A 19,109-nucleotide genomic window follows, 5' to 3' on the forward strand; every position below is an offset into this window, starting at 1 on the left:
GGCTTAGGCCTCCATGACTTCGGCGAGCGCCCGCCCGACACGGCCGGGTCCGGGGAAATAATCCCACTCCTGCGCATGCGGATAGGGCGTGTCCCAGCCGGCGACGCGCACGACCGGCGCTTCCAGATGATAGAAGCAATGTTCCTGCACCAGCGCTGCGACCTCCGCACCGAAGCCCGACGTCAGCGTCGCCTCATGCACGACTACGCAGCGCCCCGTCTTGGTGACTGACTTGACGATCGTGTCGAGGTCGAGCGGCAACAGGCTTCTCAAATCGATGACCTCGGCATCGATGCCGGCATCTTCGGCCGCGGCAAGCGCCACATGTACCATGGTGCCATAGGCAACCACTGTTACCGCCGATCCCACCCGTCGCACCTCGGCCTTGCCGATCGGGATCGTGTAGTGGCCATCCGGCACCTCGCCGAGGTCGTGTTTCGACCAGGGCGTCACCGGCCGCTCGTGATGACCGTCGAAGGGGCCGTTATAGAGCCGCTTCGGCTCGAGGAACATGACTGGGTCCGGGTCCTCTATCGCCGCGATCAGCAGGCCTTTGGCGTCATAGGGGTTGGAAGGCACGATCACCTTCAATCCGCAGACATGAGTAAACAGCGCTTCCGGGCTCTGGCTGTGCGTCTGGCCGCCGAAGATGCCGCCGCCTGTGGGCATACGCACGACGATCGGGCAGGTGAAATCGCCGTTGGAACGGTAGCGGATGCGCGCCGCCTCCTGCGTCAGCTGGTCATAGGCCGGATACATGTAATCGGCGAACTGGATTTCGACACAGGGCTTCAGCCCGTAGGCGGCCATGCCGATCGCCGTGCCGACAATGCCGGATTCGCTGATCGGCGTATCGAAGCAGCGCGTCCTGCCGTATTTTGCCTGCAGGCCCTGTGTCGAGCGGAAGACACCGCCGAAATAGCCGACATCCTCGCCGAAAACCACGACATTGTCGTCGCGCGCCATTGAGACGTCCATGGCGCTACGCACCGCCTCGATCATCGTCATTCTGGCCATGTCAGTACCCCGCCTTCTGCCGCTGGCGGCGGATATGCGGCGGCATCTCGGCATAGACGCCCTCGAAAATGTCGCGCACCGACGGCCTGCCGCCGGCATGCAGCGTGCCATGCGCCTCCGCCTGGCGCTGCGCCTCGATCACCTCGTCGGCAATTTCGGCTTCCGCCTGCACATGCCGCTCCTCCGACCATACGCCCTTGACGATCAAATGTTTTTTCAGCCTCAGCACCGGATCGCCGAGCGGCCAGGCTTCCGATTCCGTTTTCGGCCGATAGGCGCTCGGATCGTCCGAGGTCGAATGCGCGCCGACTCGGTAGGTTACATATTCGATCAGCGTCGGACCGAGATTGCGCCGCGCCCGCTCGGCCGCCCAGCGGGCGACGGCATGGACGGCGAGATAGTCGTTTCCGTCGACACGCAGCGCCGGAATGCCGAAACCGAGGCCACGGGCAGCGAAGGTGCCGGAACCGCCGCGGGCGATGCCCTGGAAGGTGGAGATCGCCCATTGATTGTTGACGATGTTGAGGATCACGGGCGCCTTGTAGGTCGAGGCGAAAACCAACGCCGAATGGAAATCCGATTCCGCCGTCGATCCGTCGCCGATCCAGGCGGCGGCAATGCGGCTGTCGTTCTTGATCGCCGAGGCCATCGCCCAGCCGACGGCCTGTACATATTGGGTCGCAAGATTGCCGGAGATGGTGAAGAAGCCGTGCTCCTTGGAGGAATACATGATCGGCAGCTGCCGGCCGCGTAAGGGATCGCTCTCGTTCGAGTAGATCTGGTTCATCATCTCGACCATCGGATAGTCGTCGGCAATCAACAGGCCCGCCTGGCGATAGGTCGGAAAATTCATGTCTCCCTTGATGAGCGCCTTGCGGAAGGCGCAGCTGACGGCCTCCTCGCCGAGATGCTGCATGTAGAAGGAAGTCTTGCCCTGCCGCTGCGCCATCAGCATGCGGGCGTCGAAGGCGCGCAGCTTCATCATGTTGCGAAGCCCGGTCAGCAGTTCCTCGTCGGAAAGCGACCCTGCCCAAGGACCGACCGCTTCGCCGTCACGGTTCAGCACGCGGATGATCGAATAGGCGAGATCGCGGATGTCCTCGGAGGCGACATCCACCTCCGGCCGCGGCACCGAACCGGCCTTGGCGATCTTGACGTTGGAAAAATCGGGCTGGCCGCCCGGACGGACGGCGGGTTCGGGGACGTGCAGGCTCAAACGAGCGGAATCCACCATATCTTTTCTTTCCTCCCTTGTCGGCCGTGCCCCTCTCCCCAGGAGCGGGACCGGATATGGTTTTTATAGATTCCGGGCGATCACCATGCGCTGCACATCGCTCGTTCCCTCGTAGATCTGGCAGATGCGCACATCGCGATAGATGCGCTCGACCGGATAGTCGGCCATGTAGCCATAACCGCCATGGATCTGGATCGCGTCGGAGCAGACGCGCTCGGCCATCTCGGAGGCAAAGAGCTTTGCCATCGAGGCTTCCGACAGGCATGGCAGTTCGGCCTCCCTGAGGGAAGCTGCGTGAAAGACAAGCTGCCGCGCCGCCTCGATTCGCACCGCCATATCGGCAAGGCGGAAGGCGACGGCCTGATGTTCGAAAATCGGTTTGCCGAAGGCCGTGCGCTCCCTGGCGTAATCGCGGGCCGCCTCGAAGGCCGCTCGCGCCATGCCGACGGCCTGCGCGGCAATGCCGATCCGCCCGCCCTCGAGATTGGCGAGCGCGATGCGATAACCCTCGCCTTCCGCACCGAGCCTCAGCTCGACGGGAATGCGCATGTCGTTGAAGGCGATCTGGCAGGTGTCGGTGGAATGCAGGCCGAGCTTTTCCTCGACGCGGATCACCTCGTAGCCTGGTGTGTCCGTCGGCACGATGAAGGCGGTAATACCCTTCTTGCCGGCGTCTGGATCGGTAACGGCAAAAACGATGATGACATTGCCGTTCTTTCCCGACGTGATGAACTGCTTGGCGCCGTCGATCACGTAATGGTCGCCGTCACGCCGCGCCCGGGTCTTCAGGTTCGAGGCGTCGGAACCGGCCTGCGGCTCGGTGAGCGCAAAGCCGCCGATCCACTCGCCGCTTGCAAGTTTCGGCAGGAAGCGTTGCCGCTGTTCCTCGATACCGAATTTCAGGATCGGCACGCAGCCGACGGAACTATGCACGCTCATGATCGTCGAACAGGGGCCGTCGCCGGCGGCAATCTCCTCAAGTGCGGCGGCATAGGCGAGCACACCGGTATCCGACCCGCCATAGGCTTCCGGCACCAGCATGCCGAGCAGCCCGAGCTCGCCCATCTCCTGCAGCTCTTCACGCGGAAAAAGATGCTCCCGGTCGCGCCTGGCTGCCCCCGGCGCCAGCCGGTCACGGGCAAAGTCGCGGGCGAGATCTGAGATTTGCTGCTGAAGTTCGGAAAGGATCATCTGCCTGCCCTCCCCTCAGCCCGCTCGATGGCGACAGCCGTCGCCTCGCCGCCGCCGATGCAGAGCGCGGCCATGCCGCGCTTCAGGTCGTAGCGCTGCAACGCCGCAAGCAGCGTCACCAGGATGCGGGCTCCCGAAGCGCCGATCGGATGGCCAAGCGCGCAAGCGCCGCCATGTACATTGACCTTTTCATGCGGCAGGTCGAGATCGCGCATCGCCGCCATGGCAACGACCGCGAAAGCTTCGTTGATTTCGAAGAGATCGACGTCCGAGAGCGCCAGGCCGGTACGGTCGGACAGCTTCTGCAACGCGCCGATCGGCGCGGTGGCGAAAAGATTGGGCGCCTGTGAATGCGTGGCATGGCCGAGGATCGTGGCGAGCGGCGTCAGGCCGCGATGCTCCGCCTCGGAGCGGCGCATCAGCACAAGGGCTGCCGCACCATCGGAAATCGAGCTGGAGTTGGCAGCCGTCACCGTGCCGCCGTCGCGAAAGGCCGGCTTCAGCGTCGGGATCTTGTCGAGCTTGCCCTTGCCGGGCTGTTCGTCACGGCTCGCCACCTGCTCGGTCTTGCCCGATTTCACCCTGACCGGCACGATCTCGCTTTCGAAACAGCCATCGGCAATCGCCTTCTGCGCCCGCGTCAGGGAGGCGATGGCGTAGCTGTCCTGCGCCTCGCGCGTGAACTGATAGGCCTCGGCGCAATCCTCCGCGAAGCTGCCCATCAAACGCCCCTTGTCATAAGCATCCTCCAGCCCGTCGAGGAACATGTGATCCACGACACGCCCATGGCCGAGCCTGTAGCCGCCACGCGCCTTATCAAGGAGATAGGGCGCATTCGTCATGCTTTCCATGCCGCCTGCAACCGCCACCGAGGCGCTGCCGGCAGTGATCAGATCATGCGCCATCATCACCGCCTTCATGCCGGAGCCGCACATCTTGTTGACGGTGCTGGCCCCGGTCGAAAAAGGCAGGCCGGCGTGGATCGCCGCTTGGCGCGCCGGCGCCTGCCCCAGGCCTGCCGGCAGCACGCAGCCGAAGACGACCTCCTCGATCGCCTCGGCTTTGACGCGGCTGCGCTCAAGTGCCGCGCGGATCGCCGCTGCCCCGAGATCCGGTGCGGCCGCCTCCTTCAGCTCTCCCTGAAAACTGCCGATCGGGGTGCGTGCCGCACCGACGATAACGATGGGATCTTGCTGTGCCATCTTTCCTCCTTCGGGCAAGCGCTTACCGCGCGCCCATCCGTAATGCCCCGTCGAGGCGAATGACCTCGCCGTTCAGCATGTTGTTTTCGAAGATATGTCGCACCAGCCCGGCAAACTCCGCCGGCCGGCCGAGCCGCGGCGGAAAGGGCACGCTCTGGCCGAGTGCGGCCTGAACCTCGGCCGGCATGCCGGCCATCATCGGCGTCTCGAATATGCCGGGCGCGATCGAGACGACGCGGATGCCGTAGCGGGCAAGCTCGCGGGCGATCGGCAAGGTCATCGCCGCCACCCCGCCCTTGGAGGCGGCATAGGCGGCCTGACCGATCTGGCCGTCGAAGGCGGCAACCGACGCCGTATTGACGATGACGCCGCGTTCGCCTTCCGCATCCACCTCTGTGTTCTGGATCGCCACGGCCGCAAGCCGGATCATGTTGAATGTGCCGACGAGATTGATAGCGACGGTGCGCGCAAAATTCTCCAGCCGGTGCGGCCCGTCGCGGCCGATGACCTTTTCGGCCGGCGCAACGCCGGCGCAATTGACTAGGCCGCGCAAGTCGCCGAAAGCGTCGACGGCAGCAGCAACCACCGCCGCTCCATCGTCGCCATTGGTCACATCGGCCTTGGCGAAGCGGGCATCGCTTCCGAATTCCCGAGCGATCTCCTCGCCCGCCTGCGGATTGAGATCGGCGATCGTCACGCGCCCGCCGGCCTCGACAAGCGCACGCACTGTTGCCGCCCCGAGACCGGAGCCGCCGCCGGTGACGATAAAACTTGCTCCACGGATCAGCATTTATCTGTTCCTCCCTATCGTCCGCGCCCTCCTCCAAGCGCAACCGACAGGCATGATTTTATTCGCTCCACCTATTGCAAGCGATGACAGAACTGCTTCATTATTTCGGCCAGTTTTGCCATAGCGGGGTAGAAATGGCCGAGATCGAGCGACGGATGATTGCGCCGGGTTTCGTCGAAGAGGCGCTCGACAGCCTGCGACGGCTGGGCAAACCGACGGAACCGATCCTTGCCTGCGTTGGGCTGCCGGTCGTCATCGACCAGCCGGTTTCGGCGGAAACCTATGGCGCGCTCTGGCTGGCGATCGCTGCCGAACTCGACGACGAGTTTTTCGGCATGGGCGCCCGACCAATGCGCAGCGGCAGTTTCACGCTGCTTTGCCATTGCGTGCTGCACGCGCCGACGCTTGGTCATGCGCTGCGCCGGTCGCTGCGCTTCCTCGATGTTGTGCTCGACGATCCCCGCGGACGGCTCGTCATTCGCGACGGTCTGGCCGAGGTCGAGCTCAGAGATGCCGGCGGCCCGCGCTCGGCCTTCGCCTACCGCACCTACTGGATCATCCTGCACGGCATCACCTGCTGGCTGGTCGGCCGGCGCATCCCGATACGCCTCGTCGATTTTCGCTGCGCCGAGCCGAAGCAAGGCGCCGACTACCGACTGTTCTTTGGAGCACCGGTGCGGTTCTCGCAACCGGTCAGCCGCCTCGGCTTCGACAGCGCCATGCTCGACCTGCCGGTTTCACGCAGTCAGCACGCCCTCAAACAGTTCCTGCGCGGCGCGCCCGCCAATATTCTGGTGCGCTACCGGTACGATGCCGGCATCGCCGCCGCCGTCCGCCGGCGCCTGAACTTGGCCACACCAGCTGCCTGGTCGAGCTTTGCTGCGCTCGCCACCGATATGCGTATGCCGGCCTCGACGCTGCGCCACCGCCTGCACGACGAGGGGCAGAGTTATGCCGCCATCAAGGACGATATCCGCCGCGACCTCGCCGTCGAACTGCTGCTGAACACATCGAAGACCATCGGCGAGATCGCCGTGCAGCTCGGCTATTCCGAGCCCAGCGCCTTCTTCCGGGCCTTCCGGAAATGGATGGGCAAGAGCCCTGAGGTCTTTCGGCGAGAGGAAGTGGAAAATCAAACCTATGTCAGTCGAACCGCTTAACTCGACCCGAGTGGCTTCGCGCTTTCACGAACATGGCGGCAATCTTCATCACGTCGGTGCGCGTGCGAGCATCATTCTTTCCTCCGGTGTCGATGGCCTGATGGGCTCGGCTGTCGGATCCGCCGATGCGCTCTCATGTCGCCGAGACGCCTCCGGCTCAGTCGGCCGCGATCAGATTCCTCCAGAAAGCGCGTTCCGCGCTACACGAGCGGGATATTCTCGCGAAAGATGATCCGTGGCTCGATGTTCTTCAAAGACAAGGTCGGTGTGCTTGCCGCGATCGAGCCGAGCAGCCGTATGACGACCTGTTCGCCGATCAGGCGCGCGTTCTGGTCTATTACGACATCGATCAGATCTTCGGCCAGCCATGCCCGCGTCGCATCGGTCAGGTCATGCATGATCACGAAGGGGCGCTTGTTTCCGCCTGCCGCTTGCAGGACTTCGGCGATGCCGGCCCTGCCTGCGCCGACGCAATAGACGCCGACGAGATCGTCGGTGTCGCGCAGCATCCGTTCCATCGCCGGCCGGGACAGCTTGTTCTCGTCGCGGGTCTCGATCGCCGGAAGGATCGTCAGATGCTTGAACTGCTCCTCAAGCAGGGTTCGGAATCCATATTCCCGCTGTTGGTGCCCATGGAGCGTTCGCGATCCCAGGAACAGCCCTATCGATCCCGTCGCCCTCCGTGACATGAGCCCCATGATCAGGGCCGCCGTTCGGCCCGCCACCAGGTTATCGACGCCGACGAATGCGGATCGTGGGGTCGAGAGAACATCCGTCACGATGGTGACGACGCGGACGCCCGATTCGCACAGCCGCCGAATTGCGTGCCGCGTCTTCGGATGGTCGACGGTAATTACCCCGACGCCATTGGTCTGGAGCGGAAGGTCTTCAAGCGCCATCACGAGCGCGTCGGGATCAATGCCGTCGAGGGCCGTGACGTTACACGACGCCACGAGCGGCAGGGATGAGGCGAAGGCGGCGATCTTCCTGGCGACATCCTGCATGAACGAGTTGTGCCCAAACGGAATGAAGAACTCCAGATGCGCCGGTCGGGAAGGCAAGGCGAGCATTCCCTCGGTCGGCAGATAACCCAGTTCCTTCGCGGCGCGAAACACCCTCTGGCGATTGGCGGCAGTGACGCCTCCGCGGTCGTTCAATGCCCGGTCGACCGTTGCAGTCGAGAGACCGGATTTTCGCGCGATATCAGTGATCGTCGTTTTCTTCATGATCTCCCTCAGGCTTCCACCGAAGATAATGCGGCTACTGCAAAATCCCATCATCACATCAGCGGAGACGACTAAATTACATCACAGAATATTTCCCGGCATAAATTCATAAACTACCGTAAAGGCTACATATTTCTCCAATCCTAGCACCCATGAATATCATAAAATGGAAAAAACGTCTGATGTAATTTGATGTGATTGCGAGTTGCGAACATCTGACCAACGCGCCAGGCTCTATATCAGCAAGTTCATCACGGCATGACCGTGATCAGAGCGGGGATCGTGAGATTCGACCGCTGATCGGCGTGATGGACAAATATCTTATGGAGGAGCAAAGGAGTGACGGGTTCGCGGCGAGGCAACACCCATGAACCCTGCGTGCGCGACACCGTTCGTGCCGTTTCAGGCACTCCGCATTTGCCCCCAACTCCCGAGGCGATCGCATGAGTGTTCATTCGACCGACATCGAAAGGGATGGACCGGATCCAGCACTCGCTCGCGACTACAGCTTGACCGGGTCTTCCTCTCGCCGAGCCGTCGAAGCCGGCCTGGCAGCGGCCGAATGGTACCACACGGAAGTGCCGCGCAAGCTGATGAAGGAATTGATGCAGCGCAGCGACCAGCCGGCGATCCGTGACACGATCCTATGGGCAGTCCTCCATCTGGCTTTTGCCGCCGGTGGGATCTGGTTCTGGGGTAGCTGGTGGGCGGTGCCGTTCTGGCTCGCCTATGGGGTGATGTACGGCTCGGCCTGCGATGCGCGTTGGCACGAATGCGGCCACGGCACGGCCTTCCGCACCCGCTGGATGAACGATGTCCTTTACCACATCTGTTCGTTCCAGGTGGCGCGCAACCCGGTGAACTGGCGCTGGAGCCATGTCCGCCACCATACCGACACGATCATCGTCGGCCGCGACGCTGAGATCGCATGGATGCATCCGATCACGCTGACGCTGAAAGCTCTTGCCTATGCCGGTGTGGTCGAGGTCTGGCTGAGCCTCGGGACGCTCGCGCGCAATGCGGCCGGGATCCTCTCGCCGGATGAGAAGGATTACGTGCCAGAAAGCGAATGGCCCAAGGCGGTGTTCTGGGCGCGGGCGCATATGGCAATCTACGCAGTAACGGTGCTGACCGCCGTCGGCATGCTTGTCGCAGGTGCAGGCTGGAAGGCGACGATCCCGCTTCTTCTGATTGGCGGTCCGCGCATCTATGGCTGTTGGCACATGGTGATGACCGGGCTTCTGCAACACGGTGGGCTCGCCGAGGACGTGCTCGACCACCGGCTCAATTCGCGCACCGTCTATATGAACCCTGTAAGCAGCTTCATCTATTGGAACATGGGTTATCACGTCGAGCATCACATGTTCCCCATGGTCCCCTACCACGCGTTGAGAAAACTGCACGAGGCGATCAAGCACGATCTGCCGCCCGCCAACACTTCGATCTGGGACGGCTATCGCGAGATGTTCCAAGCGGTCATGCGGCAGCGGCGGGAACCGGGCTACTACCTCAAGCGCGCCTTGCCGGAAGGGGCGAAACCCTATCGCGAGGAACTGCATGCGGCGGTGCCGGAAAGAACCACGGCATGATCGTCGCACCATCAAACATACCCACCGAAGACCGAGACGAGGACAAAATGCCCTGGATTGCCGCGTGCAGTGAAGACGACATCGACAAGGAGGACGTTTTGGGCTGGGATCACGGCGGGCGGACCTTCGCGATCTTCCGAAGCCCCAACGATGAATTCTTCTGCACCGACGGGCTCTGTACCCATGAGCAGGTGGAGCTCTCAGACGGATTGGTGCTCGATTATCGGATCGAATGCCCGAAGCATAATGGCCAGTTCGACTATCGCACCGGAGAGGCGACGCGTTCTCCTGCCTGTGAGAACCTGCGAACCTACCCTGTACGGCGCGAGGGCGGGAAGGTTCTGGTGCTGGTCGAATGACTGCCGGAGCGGGACATAGGGAGCAAAGGGGCGCACCGCGCCGTTTGCCGACGGTGGCCGACCTGCGCGCCTGGAAGGGCCGGCGCCAGTTGACCATGCTGCGCTATTTCAGCCTCGACGAGGCGGCAGCCGCCGAAGCGGCAGGCATCGACATTGCCTCCGTGCCGGCCGAAATCGTGCTTGATCCGCGCTATCGAACGGCCGCGCCCACAGTCTTCTCGATGACCGGGCAAACTCATCTCGAGATGGGCACGCCGGACGACTATCTGCGCTGGTGCGGTGATGCGCTGAACCGGGGCGCGGATGCCGTCTATTGTTCTGGCTCGCTGAAGACGGTCGAAAAGCTCTCCCGCGAATATTTTCCGGTCGTCGGCCATGTCGGGCTGGTTCCCACCCGCGCCACCTGGACCGGCGGCTTCAAAGCAGTCGGCAAGACCGCCGAAGCGGCGCTGCGGCTCTTCGAGGAGGTGAAGGCCTACGAGAACGCGGGCGCCTTTGCAGTCGAGATCGAAGTGGTGCCTGCCGAGGTCGCGGCCGAGATCAGCAAACGGGTCGGAATCCTGCTGTGGTCGATGGGCGCCGGGCCGGGCTGCGACGCGCAATATCTCTTTGCCAACGATATACTGGGCTACACTGAAGGTCATGTTCCGCGCCACGCCCGAGCCTATCGCGATTTCGGTGCGGAATATGCGCGGCTGCAACGCGAGCGGGTCGCCGCTTTCAGCGAATATGCCGCGGATGTCGCCGGCGGCGCCTTTCCGGAGGAGCGCCATCTGATCCGCATGGATCCGCGCGAACTGGAGAAGTTCCTCGACGGGGTCGACCGGCAATGAGGAGGCCGTCCGACCCAACACGTCGCTTGTCACACAACAGATTTCACCGGCCGGGAGGAGCATAACAGACCGGCCAACCAACGGGAGGAGACAGGGCATGCTGAGACGATCTTTTCTGGGCGCGGTCGCCGCATTGGCGATGATGCCGGCAGTGGCAATGGCGCAGAACGCCGCAAACAAAACCTTTTACTGGATCTCGCACGGGGCTCCGACTGATCCGGTCTGGACCTACTTCCTGCAGGGCGCCGAGAAATTCGCCGCCGATACCGGCATCAAGGTGAACACCTCGTTCCACTCGAACGACGTGCCGAGCCATCAGGAGGCCATCCGCGCCGCCATTGCCGCCGGCGCCAACGGGATCTGCACGACCAGTCCCGGTCCGGGCACGTTGGTCGACGTGGTCAACGAGGCCAACCGGGCCAACATTCCGGTCATCAACTTCAACACCAAGGACGCCGCGCCGGCCTGGAGGGCCTATGTCGGCGTTGACCTCAAGGTCGTCGGCCGCACCTGGGCGCAATATCTCGTCGACCACAAGCTGGTGAAGAAGGGAGACTTCGTCTGGATGCCGCTCGAAGTTCCAGGCGCCGGTTATGGCGAAGAGGAATCTGCCGGTGCCGACGAAGTGTTCAAGCCGCTTGGGATCACCTGGGAAATCCAGGACGCTTCCTACGACCAGGCGGAGGTGATCAATCGGATGACCGACTACGTGACCGCCAACCGCAAGAAGATCAACGCCGTGATCGGCCTGGGCGATCTGGTAACCGGTTCGGTCAAACGTGTCTGGGATCAGGCCGGTATCGCCAAGGGCGAGATCCCAGTCGTGGGGTGGGGCAACTCCCTGGATACGACCTCGGAGGTTAGCGAAGGTTATGTGAATGCCGGCATGTGGCAGGATCCGCTGGCCACCTCCTACATGTGCCTTTCGGCACTGATGTCGGAAGCGAGCGGGATCCCGATCAACTTCGACATCATCACCGGCGCCCTCTACGAAGCTGACAAGGCACCGTTCTACGCCAAGATCATGGGCGGCAAATAAGCATACCGCCCCGTCGGCATCCGCGGTCCATCGGACTGCGGATGCCCGTTCTGCTCCCAACGCGAGTGTGCACTATGATCGAGCAAAGTAGCGATGCCCTGACCCCATCGCGTGAAAGACCCAGTTTTCTCAGGGCCTTCATCGCCTATCCGGAATTCGGGCCTTTCGTCCTTCTGATCGCGATGCTGGTTGTTTTCACGGCAATCAACCCCGCCTTCGTTTCACTGATCAATATCGGCAATGCCCTGACCTTTACCGTCGAACTCGGCCTGATTGCGCTGGCGATGACGCTTTTGATGACTGCGGGTGAATTCGACCTCTCGGTCGGCTCGGTCTTCGGCTTCGCACCCGTCGTGATGTGGACATTGTTCAATGCGGACCTGCTTCCCCTGCCGCTGGCATTCCTGGCGGGCATCGCCGTGGCGCTGGCGATCGGCCTTTTCAACGGGCTCTTCGTCACCCGTCTCGCCATCCCCTCATTCCTGGTGACGCTCGGAACGCTGCTGGTCATCCGCGGCACGGCCCTGTGGCTGACGGCAGGCTTTCCGCAGCGCACCTGGAATGCCGGCGAGCAATGGCTGGCGCAATTGCTGGTCGGCGACTTTTATATCGGGGATCTGCGCATCTTCATGAGCCTGATCTGGTTCGTGGTGCTGGCGCTCGCGCTCCACTACCTCCTGACCCGCACCCGGTTCGGCAACTGGATTCAGGCAACCGGCGGCAATCCCAATGCCGCTCGAAATCGCGGGGTGCCGACTGCTCGGGTGAAGGTAATCCTGTTCATGCTGTCGGCGGCGATGGCGGCCTTTGCGGGCATCATCTCATCGATCCGCGTTTCGGCCGCCAACCCGAATGCCGGGACCGGCTACGAGCTCGAGGTCATCGCGATGGTCGTGATCGGCGGCACCGTTTTGAATGGCGGCCGGGGGACAATCCTGGGGACCATGCTCGGCGTCCTGATCCTGCGACTGATGCGCAACGGGATCGTCCTGATCGGAGTACCGGGTCTCGCCTACAATATTTTCATCGGTGCCATCATCCTGGCGATGATGGCGCTCCACGCCGGCCTCGAGCGCCGGCACAATACAGGGGTCTGAGATGAGCGGTACCGAAACCCTGGTCGAGATGCGGCACATCGAGAAATTCTATGGCCGCGTCCACGCTTTACGCAACGTCAACCTCTCCATACGGAAGGGCGAAATCGTCGGTCTTCTCGGCGACAATGGTGCGGGCAAGTCCACCCTCATCAAGGTGCTGTCGGGCGCGGTTCCCTACACGTCCGGCCAGATCTTCATCAAGGGTCGCGAAGTTCAGCTCCGCAGCACCAACGACGCGATTGCCAGCGGCATTGAGACAATCTACCAGGATTCCGCCCTGGTCCCGCAGCTTTCCATCGCCCGCAATCTCTTTCTTGGGCGGGAACTCAGGACAGGCCCCCGGTTCCTCGACCGTCTGGATCAGGAGCGAATGAACACGGTCGCCGCCGACCTTCTGAAGCGAGTTGGCATCTCCAAGAACATTCCGCCCACCACGCCGATCGGATCACTTTCCGGGGGTGAACGGCAGGCCGTGGCCATTGCGCGCGCCATGTATTTCGAGAGCGACTTGATCGTCCTCGACGAACCAACCAACAATCTTGGCGTCGCCGAGACTCAGGGCGTGCTTCGCTTCGTGCGCGAGGCGCGCGACACCGGCCACTCCTGCATTTTTATCGCGCACAACATTCACCATGTCTTCCAGGTGGTGGACCGCATGGTCGTGATGCGGCGCGGCACCGTCGTTGCCGACGATCTAAGCCCGGCCACCGCATCGATCCAGGAGGTGGAAAACATCATCACCGGCGAACATTTGGCGGCATGATCGAGTTCGGCGCCAAGGGAATCCGCTTGCGCTTCGATGCGGAAACCGGTCTCCTCGACGGCTTCACGGTGGAGGATGAGGGGCACGAGATCACTCCGCTGCACCGTGCGCCCTGGGTCGGCACCGACGAGGCAATGCCGCCCGGCACACCGCCGCATCTTGCGACGCTCGGCGGCGATTTCTTCTGCGCCCCCTTCGCGGGTAGTGAAGAGGGATCACCCCTTCATGGCTGGACGGCCAATTCGCCCTGGGACGTCGTCGAACGGGAGGCGACGCGGCTCCGGGCGAGGCTCCAACGCACCGTCTGCAGCGCGATCGTCATCAAGGAACTCGAGATCGAAGACGGGCACCCATTCGTCTACCAACGCCATGTCTTCACCGGTGGCAGCGGCCGCATTGCCGTCTCGAACCATGCCAACGTGTCGCTGCCCCAGGGTGGGCTGATCAGTTGCTCGCCCAAATCGGCCTGGGAGACGCCGCCGGCACCGCCCGAAGCCGATTCCGCGCGCGGGCGGTCCGGGCTGCGCTACCCTGGGCGATCAACGATGCCCGAGCGGTTTCCCGGGGTCGACGGATCGGTCGATCTCTCCCGGTTCCCATGGAGCCCGCGGCATGAAGACGTCGTCATCGGCGTCGAAGCCCGAGAGCACAGCTTGGGCTGGACGGCGGTGACGCGGCCGGTCGAGTGCGATCTGTTCCTGTCCCTGCGGAATGCTCGCCGATTGCCGATGACGGTATTTTGGCATTCCAACGGCGGCCGCGATTATCCCCCCTGGTCGGGCCGCCACTTTGGCTGTTTGGGGGTCGAGGAGAGTGCGGCGGCAGCCTTGCTCAGCCACTCCGGCGAAGGCGACCTCTCAGGTCCGGGTGCCCTCACCCTTATCCGGGATGGGGAATCTGAAGTCCGGCATGCCATTGGCGCCATCCGCTGGCCTTCGGGCGAACGGGTCAAGAATGTTCGCATGGTGGACCATGCGATCGAAGTGTGCGGCGATCGAGGAGGGTTCCGGCGCCTGGCCTTCCGCAAGCACTTTCTCGACTGAAGCGAGGGATGCAAGATCGGTGGATTGGCTCCTGCCCTGAAAACACGGGTGGCTCGCTCAGCGCGTCTGGACTGCGCCGGTCCCATGTACCTGCCCTCCTTGCTCGACTTTGCGGCAGCATAGGCTCGAAGCGGCCTGAAACATTTCAGTGGGTTTGCGTTCCAGAGCTCGACCCAGGGTACAAACGCAAGAATAACAAAAAAGGCCGCCGAGTAGTATTTTCGAACGCAACCGAACTGGTCCCTATTTATTAGCAAGCTCGCGTGGTCGGATATCCGGCCCGCGGGAAGATGATCCCTCCTACTATATTAGAGGACGCTTGCAAAGCCCGGCAAATCAGCTCACCTTCGCGTGCCATGACCGAGATCGCACGACCGTCAGTGTCAGAGGATCATCCTGATCGGCACGTTCGATGCCAGGATGCTATGCAACTCGCTTTCGAGTGTCTCGTGGAAAGGGCAGCCGCTGCAGGCTGGTCTGAACGCGAAGCTGTCACTGCGATTATCGATTTGGCAGACAACCACATGCTTTCGATCGCCGCCAACAACAAGACGAACGCGCTTCTTGATCTGTTGAAGCGAATGACGTGATCCACCGGGGCGAGGCATTCGAATGCGGGAACATTCGCCTCGCTGTTCAATTACTGCGGGCAGCCAGCCCAAGGGCGCAGTGAACCCGCACGCCCTCAAGAAGCTTGTGGCGCTCGGCTATCCGTCGGCAGGCTTCTCGTCGAAGAGCTGGGACGTCTTCGCTAGCGCCTTCTCGCGAAATCGGCTTCACTATGCCCGGCAGGGCGAGTCAGCGATCCGCGCGATCGTTGTCGAAATCGTCAGGAAGGTTCGCCCATTTGGCCAGCATAAATTCTTCTTCGGCGCATTGGGTCGCTGGCTGCGGAGCAATTCGAAGCAGGCAGAATTTGCGGAACTGCTAGAGCTCTTCCAGGAGCGCGGAAAAACCGCCAACTTTGAATCAGATCACAAGACAACTCCGCCATGGCATTGAAAACAAAGCATTATTTATGTTGAGAATGATTCTCAGGTGCAAACATATGCGGATTCATCACAAGAACCTCTTTGATGCGGCTCGATATACCAAGATTGCTCGACAATATCGTAGTTATATTCGTCTACGACGATCCAGCTCTGCTTGAGATCACCAAGACCGGCACGCCGACGCTCGATATCGGGAATTTCGAGGGCGATCCGCTCCGCCTGCGGCGGCTGCGTGGTGATCGCCAGAAGCGCAAGGTGCGTATTTCCATCGCCTGCACTGCGGATTGCGACGACAACACAAACCGGCCGCTGTTTGCGTCCTTCGGTCTCGCCACGCTGCTGCTGCCACGCCCAGAGATAGGGATAGGTTATCACCTCACCGGGACGAAATTCATGGCTCATCGTCGTAGCCTTCACCCTTCGCCAGCCGCTCGATCGCCTCGCCGAACAACTCGGCATGTTCGTCCGGCATGTCTGAGAGGTGGTGGGCGCGACGCGGGTCCATGCCGCTGCGCATACGCTCATAGTGCTCGTAGCTCATCAGCACAAAACGCGGCTTGTTATGGCGGGTGAGGACGATTGGCTCCCGACTTGCGGCATCGGTCACATCACCGACCTGTTTGTTGAGATCACCCGTTGTGAACTGTCGCATGATATATTCTCCAGCATTATTTCCATATATTCCATATTTCCCATGTTTTCAAGAAAACGGCGTTCGCGTAGCTTCGAATAGGAAGGCTCTCACCCGCATCAGAATCAACGGCACTTTGAACCTTTCGCAACCCGCGCTACATATTTCAGTGGGAGGAGTGCCATGTTTGATTTTTCGCTCGGCGACACCGCGGACGCGATCCGTGAAACGACGGCGCGGTTTGCTGCCGATCAAATTGCTCCGCTGGCTGCGGAGATCGACGAAAACAACACGTTTCCGCGCCAGCTCTGGCCCCAGATGGGCGCGCTCGGCCTGCATGGGATCACCGTCGAGGAAGAATTCGGCGGCGCCGGCCTCGGTTACCTCGAACATGTCGTCGCCATGGAAGAAGTCTCCCGCTCCTCGGCCTCCGTCGGCTTGAGCTACGGCGCCCATTCCAATCTCTGCGTCAACCAGATCCGCCGCTGGGCCTCGCCGGAACAGAAACATCGCTATCTGCCGAAGCTGATCTCCGGCGAACATGTCGGCTCGCTCGCCATGTCCGAGGTCGGCGCCGGTTCCGATGTCGTCTCCATGCGGTTGCGTGCCGAGCAAAAGGGCGACCGCTATATACTGAGCGGCACCAAGTTCTGGATCACCAATGCGCCGCATGCCGACGTGCTGGTCGTCTACGCCAAGACCGATCCCGCAGCCGGCGCGAAAGGCATATCAGCCTTCCTCATCGAAAAAGGCCTGCCGGGCTTCAGCGTTTCGAAGAAGCTCTCCAAGCTCGGTATGCGCGGCAGCGACACCGCCGAACTGGTCTTTCAGGATTGCGAAATACCGGCCGAGGCACTGATGGGCAAAGAGGGAGAAGGCGTGAAGATCCTGATGTCCGGCCTCGATTACGAACGCGCCGTGCTGGCCGGCGGCCCGCTCGGCATCATGCAGGCCTGCCTCGATGTTGTGCTGCCCTATGTGCGCGATCGCAAGCAGTTCGGCAAGGCGATCGGCGATTTTCAGCTGATGCAGGCCAAGATTGCCGACATGTATGTCGCGCTGAATTCGGCGCGTGCCTATGTCTATTCCGTCGCCCGCGCCTGCGATGCCGGCCGCACGACACGCACGGATGCGGCCGCCGCGATCCTCTTTGCCAGCGAAAATGCGGTCAAGGTGTCGCTGGAAGCGATCCAGGCGCTCGGCGGCGCCGGTTATACCAAGGAATGGCCGGTCGAACGCTTTTTGCGCGACGCCAAGCTCTACGATATCGGCGCCGGCACCAACGAGATCCGCCGCTACCTGATCGGCCGGGAGCTCATTGCGTCATGACGGTGATTTCGACTGCGATCGACCGCGACAGCGAGAGCTTCAAGGCCAATTCCGTCAAGAACAGAGCACTGATCGACGAACTCCGAGAGCGTTCGGCAAAAGCGCGCGAGGGCGGATCGCCAACAGCGCGCGAACGCCATACGAGCAAGGGTAAGCTCCTGCCGCGCGATCGCATCCAGCTGCTGCTCGATTCCGGCAGTCCCTTCCTGGAGATCGGCACGCTGGCGGCCAACGGCATGTATAACGACGAGGCCCCAGGCGCCGGTATCATCGCAGGCGTCGGCCGTGTTTGCGGCCGTGAGGTGATGATCCTTGCCAATGACGCGACGGTGAAAGGCGGCGCCTATTACCCCCTGACGGTGAAGAAACATCTGCGGGCGCAGGAAATTGCCCTGCAGAACCGGCTGCCCTGCCTCTATCTGGTCGATAGCGGCGGCGCCAATCTTCCGCATCAGGCCGAGGTCTTTCCCGACCGCGATCATTTTGGCGCGATCTTCTACAATCAGGCGCAGATGTCGGCCGAAGGCATTCCGCAGATCGCCTGCGTGATGGGAAGCTGTACCGCCGGCGGCGCCTATGTTCCCGCCATGTCCGACGAAACGGTGATCGTGCGCAATCAGGGCACGATCTTCCTCGCCGGCCCGCCGCTGGTCAAAGCCGCCACCGGCGAGATCATCTCGGCCGAAGAGCTCGGCGGCGCCGATACCCATGGCCGCCGCTCCGGCGTCGTCGACCATGTCGCCGAGAACGACGAACATGCGCTGCTCCTCATGCGCGAAATCGCAGCCAGTCTCAACAGCGTCAAATCAGTCGATATCGACCTGCAAAAGCCGCGGCCGCCGAAGCTCGATCCCGAGGATCTCTGCGGCCTCATTCCGGATGACGTGCGCTCGCCCTATGACGTGCGCGAGGTCATCGGCCGGATCGTCGATGGCTCGGAACTGCACGAGTTCAAGACGCTCTACGGCACCACGCTGGTCTGTGGCTTTGCCCGCATCTGGGGCATGCCCGTCGCCGTCATCGCCAATAACGGCGTGCTGTTTTCCGAAAGCGCGCTGAAGGGCGCGCATTTTATCGAGCTCGCCTGCCAGCGCCGCGTGCCCTTGCTGTTTCTGCAGAATATCTCCGGCTTCATGGTCGGCGGCCGCTATGAGGCCGGCGGCATCGCCAAGGATGGGGCAAAGCTGGTCACGGCGGTCGCGACCGCAACCGTCCCGAAGGTCACCGTCATCATCGGCGGCAGCTTCGGCGCCGGCAATTACGGCATGTGCGGCCGCGCCTATCGCCCGCGTTTCCTCTTCACCTGGCCGAACAGCCGCATCAGCGTCATGGGCGGCGAACAGGCGGCCTCCGTTCTCGCCACCATCCGCCGCGACGCGATGGAGGCGCGCGGAGAGGATTGGCCTGTTGAAGAAGAGGAGGCCTTCAAGGCGCCGATCCGCGCCGGCTACGAGGCGGAAGGCAATCCCTATTATGCGACCGCCCGCCTTTGGGACGACGGCATCATCGATCCGCGCCAGACACGCGATGTGCTGGGCCTTGCCTTTTCCGCCTGCCTGAACGCGCCGATCCCGAAAGGGCCGCGCTTCGGCCTGTTCAGAATGTGAGGCGGCG

19 protein-coding genes and 1 pseudogene are annotated in these 19,109 nt (G+C 62.3%); 12 read left to right on the plus strand and 8 right to left on the minus strand.

Annotated elements, in window-relative coordinates; all coding sequences use genetic code 11:
* Positions 1–3: 3 nt before the first annotated feature.
* The 5 genes from RLEG4DRAFT_RS14030 to RLEG4DRAFT_RS14050 all read right to left on the minus strand — a co-directional run bounded on the left by RLEG4DRAFT_RS14030 (position 4) and on the right by RLEG4DRAFT_RS14050 (position 5,434).
* Positions 4–1,017, minus strand: a complete 1,014-nt coding sequence (locus tag RLEG4DRAFT_RS14030) for an alpha-ketoacid dehydrogenase subunit beta (RefSeq protein ID WP_003577475.1) — start codon at positions 1,015–1,017, stop codon at positions 4–6.
* A gap of 1 nt (position 1,018) precedes the next feature.
* On the minus strand, positions 1,019–2,251 hold the full coding sequence (locus tag RLEG4DRAFT_RS14035; protein WP_003577477.1) for a 3-methyl-2-oxobutanoate dehydrogenase (2-methylpropanoyl-transferring) subunit alpha: 1,233 nt from the start codon (positions 2,249–2,251) through the stop codon (positions 1,019–1,021).
* A gap of 63 nt (positions 2,252–2,314) precedes the next feature.
* Positions 2,315–3,442, minus strand: coding sequence for an acyl-CoA dehydrogenase family protein (locus RLEG4DRAFT_RS14040; protein ID WP_003577478.1), 1,128 nt, complete (start codon positions 3,440–3,442; stop codon positions 2,315–2,317).
* Positions 3,439–4,644 carry an acetyl-CoA C-acyltransferase gene (locus RLEG4DRAFT_RS14045; RefSeq protein WP_003577480.1) on the minus strand — a complete coding sequence of 402 codons (1,206 nt, stop codon included), beginning with the start codon at positions 4,642–4,644 and terminating at the stop codon, positions 3,439–3,441. Before RLEG4DRAFT_RS14045 ends, RLEG4DRAFT_RS14040 begins: the two co-directional genes overlap by 4 nt.
* 22 nt (positions 4,645–4,666) lie before the next feature.
* Positions 4,667–5,434, minus strand: coding sequence for an SDR family NAD(P)-dependent oxidoreductase (locus RLEG4DRAFT_RS14050; protein ID WP_003577482.1), 768 nt, complete (start codon positions 5,432–5,434; stop codon positions 4,667–4,669).
* 83 nt (positions 5,435–5,517) lie between these two features.
* Here RLEG4DRAFT_RS14050 and RLEG4DRAFT_RS14055 point away from each other — a divergent pair, with 83 nt between their 5' ends.
* Positions 5,518–6,594, plus strand: coding sequence for an AraC family transcriptional regulator (locus RLEG4DRAFT_RS14055; protein ID WP_037093598.1), 1,077 nt, complete (start codon positions 5,518–5,520; stop codon positions 6,592–6,594).
* 200 nt (positions 6,595–6,794) lie between these two features.
* Here RLEG4DRAFT_RS14055 and RLEG4DRAFT_RS14060 read toward each other — a convergent pair whose 3' ends face one another.
* Positions 6,795–7,820 (minus strand): LacI family DNA-binding transcriptional regulator, encoded by a 1,026-nt coding sequence (locus RLEG4DRAFT_RS14060; protein ID WP_003577486.1) that lies wholly within the window; start codon positions 7,818–7,820, stop codon positions 6,795–6,797.
* Between the two features lie 443 nt (positions 7,821–8,263).
* Here RLEG4DRAFT_RS14060 and RLEG4DRAFT_RS14065 point away from each other — a divergent pair, with 443 nt between their 5' ends.
* The 9 genes and pseudogenes from RLEG4DRAFT_RS14065 to RLEG4DRAFT_RS38835 all read left to right on the plus strand — a co-directional run.
* Positions 8,264–9,409 (plus strand): fatty acid desaturase family protein, encoded by a 1,146-nt coding sequence (locus RLEG4DRAFT_RS14065; protein WP_003577487.1) that lies wholly within the window; start codon positions 8,264–8,266, stop codon positions 9,407–9,409.
* 47 nt (positions 9,410–9,456) lie between these two features.
* Complete coding sequence (locus RLEG4DRAFT_RS14070) at positions 9,457–9,768, plus strand: MocE family 2Fe-2S type ferredoxin (protein WP_003577489.1); 312 nt, start codon at positions 9,457–9,459, stop codon at positions 9,766–9,768.
* Complete coding sequence (locus RLEG4DRAFT_RS14075) at positions 9,765–10,601, plus strand: 3-methyl-2-oxobutanoate hydroxymethyltransferase (RefSeq protein WP_003577492.1); 837 nt, start codon at positions 9,765–9,767, stop codon at positions 10,599–10,601. Before RLEG4DRAFT_RS14070 ends, RLEG4DRAFT_RS14075 begins: the two co-directional genes overlap by 4 nt.
* A 97-nt stretch (positions 10,602–10,698) precedes the next feature.
* Positions 10,699–11,640 carry a substrate-binding domain-containing protein gene (locus RLEG4DRAFT_RS14080; protein WP_003577494.1) on the plus strand — a complete coding sequence of 314 codons (942 nt, stop codon included), beginning with the start codon at positions 10,699–10,701 and terminating at the stop codon, positions 11,638–11,640.
* A gap of 74 nt (positions 11,641–11,714) precedes the next feature.
* The gene (locus RLEG4DRAFT_RS14085) at positions 11,715–12,737 is read left to right on the plus strand and encodes an ABC transporter permease (protein ID WP_003577495.1); all 1,023 of its coding nucleotides are present in this window, start codon (positions 11,715–11,717) and stop codon (positions 12,735–12,737) included.
* A 1-nt stretch (position 12,738) separates the two neighbouring features.
* Positions 12,739–13,500 carry an ATP-binding cassette domain-containing protein gene (locus RLEG4DRAFT_RS14090; RefSeq protein ID WP_003577497.1) on the plus strand — a complete coding sequence of 254 codons (762 nt, stop codon included), beginning with the start codon at positions 12,739–12,741 and terminating at the stop codon, positions 13,498–13,500.
* Entirely contained in the window at positions 13,497–14,543 is a 1,047-nt protein-coding gene (locus RLEG4DRAFT_RS14095) for a hypothetical protein (protein ID WP_003577499.1), read from the plus strand. Before RLEG4DRAFT_RS14090 ends, RLEG4DRAFT_RS14095 begins: the two co-directional genes overlap by 4 nt.
* A gap of 449 nt (positions 14,544–14,992) precedes the next feature.
* Positions 14,993–15,133, plus strand: a complete 141-nt coding sequence (locus RLEG4DRAFT_RS47050; protein ID WP_245277959.1) for a hypothetical protein — start codon at positions 14,993–14,995, stop codon at positions 15,131–15,133.
* Between the two features lie 52 nt (positions 15,134–15,185).
* Positions 15,186–15,296, plus strand: a pseudogene (locus RLEG4DRAFT_RS38835) (arsenate reductase ArsC); the annotation flags it as partial.
* A 281-nt stretch (positions 15,297–15,577) separates the two neighbouring features.
* Here the strand turns inward: RLEG4DRAFT_RS38835 and RLEG4DRAFT_RS14110 are convergent.
* Positions 15,578–15,937, minus strand: coding sequence for a hypothetical protein (locus RLEG4DRAFT_RS14110; protein WP_003577505.1), 360 nt, complete (start codon positions 15,935–15,937; stop codon positions 15,578–15,580).
* Positions 15,927–16,187: a type II toxin-antitoxin system Phd/YefM family antitoxin gene (locus tag RLEG4DRAFT_RS14115; RefSeq protein WP_003577507.1), complete on the minus strand. Its 261-nt coding sequence runs from the start codon at positions 16,185–16,187 to the stop codon at positions 15,927–15,929. The genes RLEG4DRAFT_RS14110 and RLEG4DRAFT_RS14115 overlap by 11 nt, the downstream gene beginning before the upstream one ends.
* A 162-nt stretch (positions 16,188–16,349) precedes the next feature.
* On the opposite strand from RLEG4DRAFT_RS14115, the gene RLEG4DRAFT_RS14120 reads away from it, so the two are divergent.
* Together RLEG4DRAFT_RS14120 and RLEG4DRAFT_RS14125 are read left to right on the plus strand one after the other, a co-directional pair.
* A complete protein-coding gene (locus RLEG4DRAFT_RS14120) occupies positions 16,350–17,495 on the plus strand; it encodes an isovaleryl-CoA dehydrogenase (RefSeq protein ID WP_003577508.1) in 1,146 nt (381 codons plus the stop codon).
* On the plus strand, positions 17,492–19,102 hold the full coding sequence (locus tag RLEG4DRAFT_RS14125; protein WP_003577510.1) for a carboxyl transferase domain-containing protein: 1,611 nt from the start codon (positions 17,492–17,494) through the stop codon (positions 19,100–19,102). The genes RLEG4DRAFT_RS14120 and RLEG4DRAFT_RS14125 overlap by 4 nt, the downstream gene beginning before the upstream one ends.
* Positions 19,103–19,109 lie beyond the last annotated feature (7 nt).

This window comes from Rhizobium leguminosarum bv. trifolii WSM2297 (genome assembly GCF_000271845.1).